Origin of the sequence: Candidatus Aeolococcus gillhamiae, assembly GCF_016464765.1 — a bacterium.
In the GTDB taxonomy this organism is placed as follows: domain Bacteria; phylum Chloroflexota; class Dormibacteria; order Aeolococcales; family Aeolococcaceae; genus Aeolococcus; species Aeolococcus gillhamiae.
The window spans coordinates 1-8,314 of sequence record NZ_JAEKNS010000076.1 but is presented as its reverse complement, the minus strand read 5'-3'; the positions used below and the strand labels follow the sequence as shown (position 1 = coordinate 8,314).

The 8,314-nt window shown below is 67.3% G+C and carries 8 protein-coding genes, 1 tRNA gene and 1 pseudogene; 5 read left to right on the top strand and 5 right to left on the bottom strand.

Annotated features, from left to right (window positions below; translation table 11 throughout):
- A pseudogene (locus JF886_RS07430) lies at positions 1-601 on the top strand (hypothetical protein); the annotation flags it as partial.
- A gap of 1,091 nt (positions 602-1,692) precedes the next feature.
- Here JF886_RS07430 and JF886_RS07425 read toward each other — a convergent pair.
- Both JF886_RS07425 and JF886_RS07420 read right to left on the bottom strand, forming a co-directional pair.
- Complete coding sequence (locus JF886_RS07425) at positions 1,693-2,313, bottom strand: TetR/AcrR family transcriptional regulator (RefSeq protein ID WP_337311083.1); 621 nt, start codon at positions 2,311-2,313, stop codon at positions 1,693-1,695.
- Positions 2,314-2,734: 421 nt separating this feature from the next.
- On the bottom strand, positions 2,735-3,175 hold the full coding sequence (locus tag JF886_RS07420; protein WP_337311081.1) for a hypothetical protein: 441 nt from the start codon (positions 3,173-3,175) through the stop codon (positions 2,735-2,737).
- A gap of 154 nt (positions 3,176-3,329) precedes the next feature.
- Here JF886_RS07420 and JF886_RS07415 point away from each other — a divergent pair, with 154 nt between their 5' ends.
- Entirely contained in the window at positions 3,330-3,572 is a 243-nt protein-coding gene (locus tag JF886_RS07415; protein ID WP_337311079.1) for an AbrB/MazE/SpoVT family DNA-binding domain-containing protein, read from the top strand.
- Complete coding sequence (locus JF886_RS07410; protein WP_337311077.1) at positions 3,569-3,967, top strand: type II toxin-antitoxin system death-on-curing family toxin; 399 nt, start codon at positions 3,569-3,571, stop codon at positions 3,965-3,967. Before JF886_RS07415 ends, JF886_RS07410 begins: the two co-directional genes overlap by 4 nt.
- Positions 3,968-3,996: 29 nt before the next feature.
- Here the strand turns inward: JF886_RS07410 and JF886_RS07405 are convergent, their stop codons facing one another.
- Together JF886_RS07405 and JF886_RS07400 are read right to left on the bottom strand one after the other, a co-directional pair.
- Entirely contained in the window at positions 3,997-5,259 is a 1,263-nt protein-coding gene (locus tag JF886_RS07405; protein WP_337311075.1) for a tyrosine-type recombinase/integrase, read from the bottom strand.
- 34 nt (positions 5,260-5,293) lie between these two features.
- Positions 5,294-5,368 (bottom strand) — tRNA-Thr (locus tag JF886_RS07400).
- Positions 5,369-5,544: 176 nt separating this feature from the next.
- Between JF886_RS07400 and JF886_RS07395 the strand changes: the two genes are divergently transcribed.
- Positions 5,545-6,612: a tyrosine-type recombinase/integrase gene (locus JF886_RS07395; protein WP_337311072.1), complete on the top strand. Its 1,068-nt coding sequence runs from the start codon at positions 5,545-5,547 to the stop codon at positions 6,610-6,612.
- Here JF886_RS07395 and JF886_RS07390 read toward each other — a convergent pair.
- Entirely contained in the window at positions 6,598-6,843 is a 246-nt protein-coding gene (locus JF886_RS07390) for a helix-turn-helix domain-containing protein (protein WP_337311071.1), read from the bottom strand. The two genes, JF886_RS07395 and JF886_RS07390, sit on opposite strands and share 15 nt — an antisense overlap.
- A 1,210-nt stretch (positions 6,844-8,053) precedes the next feature.
- On the opposite strand from JF886_RS07390, the gene JF886_RS07385 reads away from it, so the two are divergent.
- On the top strand, positions 8,054-8,314 hold a 261-nt coding region (locus JF886_RS07385; protein ID WP_337311069.1), incomplete at its 3' end, for an AAA family ATPase.

The following is an 8,314-nucleotide window of genomic DNA, read 5'->3' as shown; positions in this document are numbered from 1 at the left end:
CTGCGCGCTCACCGGCGAGGCGACCAGCGGCCTGGACCAAGTGCGATACCGAACCACGCCGCGCTGGGTAGTCCTCTTGATCTTCTTCGGGTTCGTCCCCTTCCTAGTAGCATGGCTGCTGACTCGCCGGGTGGCGAGCGGTGTCTTGCCCCTCTCCCCTGGGGTGACTCGGCGCCTCGCTGTTCATTACATGGTTAGCCTCGGGGTCTGCGTCGGTATTCCAGTGATCTGTCTGGCCGCGGCATGGCCGGTGTCTCAGCTCTACACAGATGCGGCAGGCTGGCTGGTAGGAATCGGCGTTTTCGGGACGCTCATCGCGGTCCTGGTGTCCTCAATCTGGTACGGGAGGATCAGCGTCCGCGGTTACGTTCTTGAGCCCGGACCGTGGGGACGTTGGGTACAGCTCGACAACGTCAACCCCACGTTCGCCGCCGCGGTGGAGCGCATGTATGCGCTGCGAGCCGCCCAGCTGCGCAGCGTCGGCTATCCCCTGTTCCCGCCACCAATGCCCGGGACATCACCACTCCACGCGGCCGGTCTGGCCACCGGCCCACCCCCTCCACCAGCGCCGGCTGGGTTAGGGGGGCCAGCGCAGTACTGAGCACGCCGAGCGCCAGCCGAACGCCGCCCAGGCGATCTGGTAACCGCAACGGTTCTGCGACCGCCACACTCGGCGGATCGCGTCCTGATAGGCTTCAGGGGCACGGGGATAATGCTTTGGCAGGACCCCGTGCCTTTTTGTGTCCGCCCCGACCGGACGGGTAGACCGCACAGTCTCCGGGCACGGCCCGACGCCGCCAGGCGGCTGCCTGAGCCACACAATCTTCGACTCTCCCAGCGGTCGCCTTGGTCGACGTGCGTCCGAGCCAGCCGCCACGTGACTATCGCGTGACGCGGGTACCAAGCTCGCGCCAACTCAGCAAAGCGGCGAACCCTCGCCGGTTTGGTCGCTTCGATAGTCGGCTGTGAGCACTGAGCAACTTCAGCAAATGCGCGTGTATTGGGCGATATCCGCACTTCCTGCAGCGATCGGCCTGTGGACCGTGGTCACTGGCGGCTCTCGAAAGTGGGCTTTGATCGAATTCGGTTTGACCATTCTGTGCGTCGCGAGCGGTGCCGTCGAACGTCGCGCGCGAGGCCAGCGGCGCGTTGGTGGGGGCGCCCCGACAGTGGCCCACACCAGGCTGCTGAGGGTTGCACTAGCTACCGGCTTTGCCTCCACCAGATCTCTAGTGATGCGGTGCCTCCTCGCCGTAGCCGGCTGCACGCTATTGCAACGCTTCGTTCTCTGGCCCTCGGCTGCGCCAGTGTTCGACATAGCCATCGCATGTGCCGCGTTCGCAATCTTGCTGCTCTTGTCGTTCTTCATGGTACGGGCGAGCTACACGTAAGATCCGCCGACGCCCTTACGCATGGATGAGGCATCGGGGAGGCACGTCGCCGACCACGCCAAGCCGACCTCCTCCGGACCCGTGACACCTTCCTGCGCGAATGCAGGCGGCCGCCGGCGGTCGCTGAGGGCTAGCTTGACCGCGCAGCCCGAACTCACCCGGCCGTCGGCGGGCAAGCCCGTACGTCACCCGCCCCAGCTTGAAAACCTCAAGCCCGGCCAAAGCGCCTGAGGCTCCATCGCACCGAGATCGCAGTTTGGGCGCCCGGCGCCGTGGTCGCCCGCCCGTCGCACTCTTGACCTCAGTCGAGTGTGACCCGCTGTGGGCGACGGGAAGATGACCCGTGCCCAGCCCGCACGTTGCCGAGCAGCGGCGCTATCCGCTCGCCCGCGGCAACAAGCGTGGCTGCGGAGGTGCTCGTCCCAGCGAGCCGGGACACGATGTCGAGGCCGAGGTACAGCGCAACTGCCGTCACCGCAAGGTCGCGTGCAGGGATGAGGGCCAAGACTGGCGACCCGTGCAGCACACGCGCAGCCACCTCTTCTGCCAGCGCGAACCAAGGTTCCATCCGTGCGGCTATCTCCGTCCCGAGGCGGGTCGACAAGCCACCGTTGGAGACCAGTTCACGCACCGCCAGTGCGTGGCCGCTCGCCATGTCCTCAGCGTAGAGCTCGCCCATGATGCGCATGACGTCCGTCGGGTCGCGCATCGCGCCGAGTGCCTCTCTCCACTTGGGCAGCCGCGCCGCGCTCGTGTGATCGAGCACCGCCAGCAGTAGGGAGTCGAGCGTACCAAAGTGGTAGAAGATCAAACCCACTGGTACGCTCGCCGACGTCGCAATGACCCGGGCTGTTGTGCCGGCATACCCCTTGCGTGCCAATGCATCCAGTGTTGCGTCGATGATTCGTTCGCGGGTGTCCATGACGGCGGCACGGGATCGCCCGCGCCGCGGCCGCGTCGGGTTCGCCGGCGACGCGCCCGGTGCGACGACACGCGGCGAAGTCATTCGGGGTCCGGTCCCATTGTGACCCCGGCTGCCCGACCGACCGCAAGCGCCCCAGCGGTGATCGCCCAAATGCTCACCAGTAGGCCCGCACAACCGCCTCGTAGAACTGCGACCTCAGTCAACCAGGAGTCAGCCGTCAGGCCGGTCACAGCCAGCGACGTGGAGGCGCACAGGGCTGTGCCCACAACCAGCTCTGCCGCCGAAACGCGCCACCAAAACCGCGCTCGGTGGCTCAGGAGGCAGGCTTCATCGAGCATCGCCAACAGAGGAGCACGAAGCACCCTCAGCACCAGTCCCGACGCGCTCACCACCACCACGCCGGCGATGACTAGAGACATTAGTGCGCCTGGCTGGCGGGCCCCGGCGATGTCGGCGCGGGGGCGTACCGCGAGTGCGCGGGCGGCATCGCGTCCTGCGCCTGCGGGGGCAGCCGCCGGTGCAGGTTCTCGTAGCGTCGAATCGCGCCGACGAGGAGGAAGGCGACGACGAGCACCACGCCCAGAAGGCCAGCCATGACGGTTCGCGTCTGGGTCAGCGCGCCGCTCAACAGGTCAAAGCCGACCGCGTTCGGGTCCGGATATCCCGAAGTCGCGGTCGACGCCAGTGCGCCGCTCAACACGATCGTCAGGCCAACGACGGCGACGAAGAAACCGCTGCGTGCATCGGTCTCACAGATGTCGGTCAGGACACGGCGCAGATGTGCATGGAGCAGGCGTTCGACTGCGAACGATCCCAGCAGGCCCAGCACAGCGACCCCAGCAAAGACGGCAACCACCATGACGTGTCCTCCGGTTTCCTATCTTGAGCGTTTGCTTTGATCATACGCTCAATTCGCCACGACGTGCCAGGAGTTGCCGACTCATCACCTGAGGTCGCTCGTGGCCCGAGATGGCGGATATCCCGGATATCTGCGCTGGCCATACAATGGGCTCATGAAGATGCTGAAGGTTCGCCGGGTGGGGAACAGCAACATGGTCGCCCTCCCCAAGGAATGGGAGGCTGACGGCTTCGGCGCAGGCGACTACGTTTTGGCGGAGCGCGACGAGGCGGGGGAAGTTCGGATCCTGCGCGCGGGCGACGTTCCAGCCCGCATCGATGCCATCGCCGGCGAGATGGTCACGAGACACGCAGAGGCGCTCCAAATTCTGGCTGAGCACGACGCCGCGCGCGGGTGACGGCCGACGAGGTCATCTACCTCGAGCTCGACGACGTTGTGCGGCTCTACGCTCGGATCTTCGGCATCGATGAAAAAGCGGCAGAGAACGAGCTGCGCGACCCTGCAGCCCTTGAGGGCGCTCTCGAACGCCCCCGCCAGCACGCGACCTACCGAAGTGCAGATCTGGCCAGCCAGGCGTCCATCCTCGCCCACGGTGTCGCTCAGAGCCAGAGTTTCGTCGATGGCAACAAGCGGACCGCACTGATCGTGATGACCACGTTCCTTGCCATCAACGGGTGGGACGTCCTGCTGCCAGACGCCGAACTGGCCCAAAGCATCATCGCCTTCGCCGAGGGTGCCGATCCGTTCGACCTGGCCGAGGTGTTGCGAGGGTCCCTCTCCGCACGAGACTGACGGCTGCGTCCGAAGCGAGGTAGCTCGCGTCAATGGCCAGCGCCTTGCGGCCTCGCGCCCGATTGCCAGCCCAGCGCCGCATCCATCCGGCGTGCCGCCTCCGTCTGCAGCGCGGGCACCACGTGGCTGTACGTGTTGAGCGTGAGCGTGATTGCCGAGTGCCCAAGAACATCCATGACCACACGCGGACTAACCCCTTGCGCGAGCAACAGCGTTGCGCATCCATGCCGGAGGTCATGGAAGCGTTGCCTCGGCAGGCCGGCGGCGGCAAGAAGCTTTTGGAAGCGGTGAGTCACTGTCGCCCCGTCTAACGGCCGTCCCAGTTGCGACGTGAACACGAAGTCATGGTCCTCCCATGACTCCCCCACCACCGCGCGCTCACCGTCTTGGCGCTCGCGATGCTCCCGTAATGCGTCCACGGCTAGCGCGGGAAGCTGAATGGTCCGACGGCTGCGCGTGGTCTTCGGCTCGATCAGTACGAGGTTACCGTCGACGCGCTGCAACGCATGGCGAACGCGTAGAACACCGCCGACGAGGTCGACGTCGCGCCACCGGAGCCCGAGCGCCTCACCCTGGCGAAGACCGATGGCAAGGGCCACCGAATACAGCGCCTCCAGCCGGTCACCACGAATGGCGGTTAATAGCCTCTGGGCCTGTTCAGTGTCCAGCGCCGAGATCTCGAAGCGCTGCACACGGGGCGGCTGGACGAGGGTCGCGACATTGCGCGCGACGAGTCCCCAGCGCAGTGCTTCGTTCAGCGCCCGCCGCAGCACTCCGCGGATGTACAGCACGCTCTGCGGCGACAGCCCCGCTTCGAGCCGGTGGTTGATCAGCCGTTGCACCTGCTGTGGGGTGAGCCGCGCGAGGCGCACATTGCCGACCTCCGGGACAATGTGGTCGCGGACGATCTGCCGGTAACTTCTGTACGTGCTCGGGCGCAGCGTCCGCCGCGCGCTCTCTTCCAGCCACGCGGTGAGGAACTCGGAGACCGTTTGCTGCTCCGATGGGAGGGCGAGTCCGTCGGCAGTGGCCTTCAACGCCAGCGTCAGCTTGGCCGCGGCTTCCGCACGGGTTCGTGCATAGCGGTAGACCCGGCGACCGTTGACGTCCCGGATGGCGGCGACCCAGCGTCCGTCCTGGCGCTGATAGACGCTCCCCTCGTCGTTCCCGCGCTTGCGTCCCCGCGCCCCGGAACGTCCGCGGCGAGCCGCTGGCGTCCGCCCCGGTTCGCCACGGTAGCTGTCAACTTGGCTGTCGTAGCTGTCAGATTTCGGGTCGGCCGATGCGCTCATCGGTCGAAATAATACTGCTACAGAAAGGGATTTGTGGAGCCGGCGGACGGATTCGAACCGACGGCCAGCTGTTTACAAAACAGCTGCTCTACCACTGAGCTACGCCGGCCAGCGCGTCGTGAGTTTACCCGGTCATTGCTGAACTCAGCCGGAGTTCACGGGGAAGCTTGCGGCAGCTGACCGGGAGTCCAGCGGGAAGGCGTCGGGAACCTATGGAAACAACAGGCTTTGAACGGGCCCTGCCACCGGCAACCGCGGCATGCTCGCCGCGTGGAGGACCCCGTCGTGACCGCAACCGCAGCGCTTCCATCGCTTGCCTCTCCCCTCCCCCGCCGCACCGACTGGCACGGCGTGCGCGACGCCATCGAGCTGTTCATCCTCGAACGCCGTGCCGACAAGAAGCAGCCGTCGACCATCCGCTACTACCGCCAGCAGCTCGGTCTGTTCGCGACGTGGCTGACGCAGCAGGAGGTGCCCGGCGACGGGCCTGAGGACGTCACCAAGGGCCTGATCCTCGCCTACCGCCTCCACCTCCAGGAGCGCGGCCACACGCGCCTTGTCGGCCAGCCTCTGCAGCACACGACGCTGGTCGCGTCGCAGCGCGCGTTGCGCACCTTCTTCGCCTGGGCCGAGGAGGAGGGATACGTCATTGACGGGCGCATCCTCAAGCTGCGCAAGACGCGCGTCCCGCAGAAGGACGCCACCGTCTATACGCTGACGCAGCTGGACGCGATCCTCGCGGCCTGTGCGTCACCGACCGAAGAGCTGGCCGTCCGGTTACTCATCGGGACCGGCGTGAGGCTCTCAGAGGCCGTGGGCGTCTGCCTGCGTGGCCCGGACGGTCTGCCCGACCTCGAAACGGACAACCTCGGCCGCGGCTGCGCCACGCTGCGCGTGCGCTGGGACGCCGGCGCCAAGGGCCTCAAGACGCGGCGAACACCGGTCGCCGTTCCGCTGATGAAGGCCATTCGTCGGTACGAGCTGCGCGAGCGCCCGCACGTCGCTGCGCCGCAGTTGCTGATCACCCGCCGCGGCCTGCCGTACAAGACGTGGGGCTTGGACAGCGTCATGGATCGCCTCCAGGCGCGCGTGGGATTCCACGTGCATGCTCACGCCTTCCGACACACGTGGGCGTCCGTGATGGTGCAGTCCGGCTGGTCGCTCGAGCACGTTCGCGCGTTCATCGGCCACACCGACTACACCACGCTGCATCGCTACGTTCGCCTGGCCACCGAGCGCGACCTCGGCGACCTCGACCGCTGGGCGCAGTTCATCCCGCAGCCGGCCCGCATGAGGCTCGGCCCAGCGCCGACGTGGCAGGACTGGCCGGTGAGCCTGTCACTCCAGCGGTAGGAGGTCCTGTGTCGGCTCCGACTGGCCTCCCCTCGGCAGTCGCGGTTGCTCGACGATGGCGATGACCTCGGCGAGTGGGACGTCGAGCGCGCGGGACAAGGTGGCAACGGTCCCGAGAGTCGGACGACGTCGCCCATTGAGCAGATCGCGAAGTGTCTTGGGGTCGATGGCAGCCGCCTCGGTCAGCTGCGCTCGCGTCCATCCGCGGAGAATCCGCTCTCGCTCGACCACGTCGGAGCGGACACGCCATCCAACCATCGGGGACCGGCCCGAAGCCGCAGTAGGCGTCGCGGTGGCTGGCGGAGACGTCGCATGGGCTTTCATGGCGCATGTCGGGCGCGACCAAGGAGCCGATGAACCGGGCCCGAAGGCGGCACGGGGTGGTAGGCGCGGCTGCGTAGCCGGCGAGTGAGGCGACAGTGCATACGACGTCCTCCGTGACTGCTTGACGCCGTCCATCGAAGCAGCCGGTGCGTCCTCCTCCCGTACTCCTCGCGTACCCAGCGCACCGCGTGGCTTGCTCAGCGGTCGCCGGGCACCAGCGAGGCGAGGTCACGTGACGCTTCATAGCGGTCTGGCGGGCCGGGAAGGCCGCACAAACGCGTCGGTCGCTGCGACGGAGGGAAGGGCGCTGGGCGGCAGCGCCGCATGGCGCTGGACGCCGAGACCGACGAGGCGGAGTACGCGGCGCTGCCCGCCGGGCCGCCTGCGGCGGACCGTTTCACCGGCTCAGCACCGTGCGCCGCCGGCCTCTGCCCCTCGTACCGCGTCCGACACACCGCGCTGCATAACCCGCCTCGCCGCCCGCTGCTCACCCCTCGCCCTCCGTCGTCCGCGCTGTTTTTCCGCGTTCGCTGCAGCAATGCTCGCCGGACCCTTTCTCACAGCGCGTTTCGACGCGTTTCGACCCGTGGAGTACGCCGCGAGTACGCGGCGAATGACGCGTACGCCTACTCACAAGTGGGAGTACCGCCCACCCCGATTGGCCTCCGCCGGCCACGTGTGCAGACTGTCATGACCCGCCTCGACCCGCCCGCCGCCGGGGCTGAGGTCATGGCGCCCAGCGTGGCGACATTGAGCGCCAGGGTGGAGGCGACGACGGCAGGTCGAGGGGATCCACGCAGCCACGCTGACACGGTCTGGAGGTTGCCCTCCCGCGTGGCTGGGCGCGATGCGGGACAGCGGCACGCGTCAATCGCCGCTGTGGGAAAGGGTACGGTAGTCATCTGCTGCAGCGAACGCGAAACCACAGCGGGGGGAGCGGGGGGAGCGGCGGGCCGGCGAGGGGGCTGCGCAGGTGGGCGGCAGATCGGGTCATAGCGTGCGGTCCGCCGAGTGCACTATCAGCCAGGAGGACGCTGGCATCGACTGTGCGTCCCAACCACCACGGCGTAGCGTCTAGTCCACCACAAGCGAGCGTCCAATCCGCCATACTCACGCCATGCTCGGCGCTCACCCAGAGACATTCCGCCGCCGCCACACGCTCCCGCACGTCCGAGAAGCACTCGACGACACCCGCGTCGTGCTCATCGCCGGCGCGCGCCAGGCGGGGAAGAGCACGCTGGCCCGAATCATTCTGGCCGATCTTCCGGATGCTGCCCAGTTCAGCCTCGACGACGAGGCCACGCTGGCGGCCGCCCGAGACGACCCAGCCGGCTTTATCCAGCACCGAACGACCGTCTTCATCGATGAGGTCCAGCGC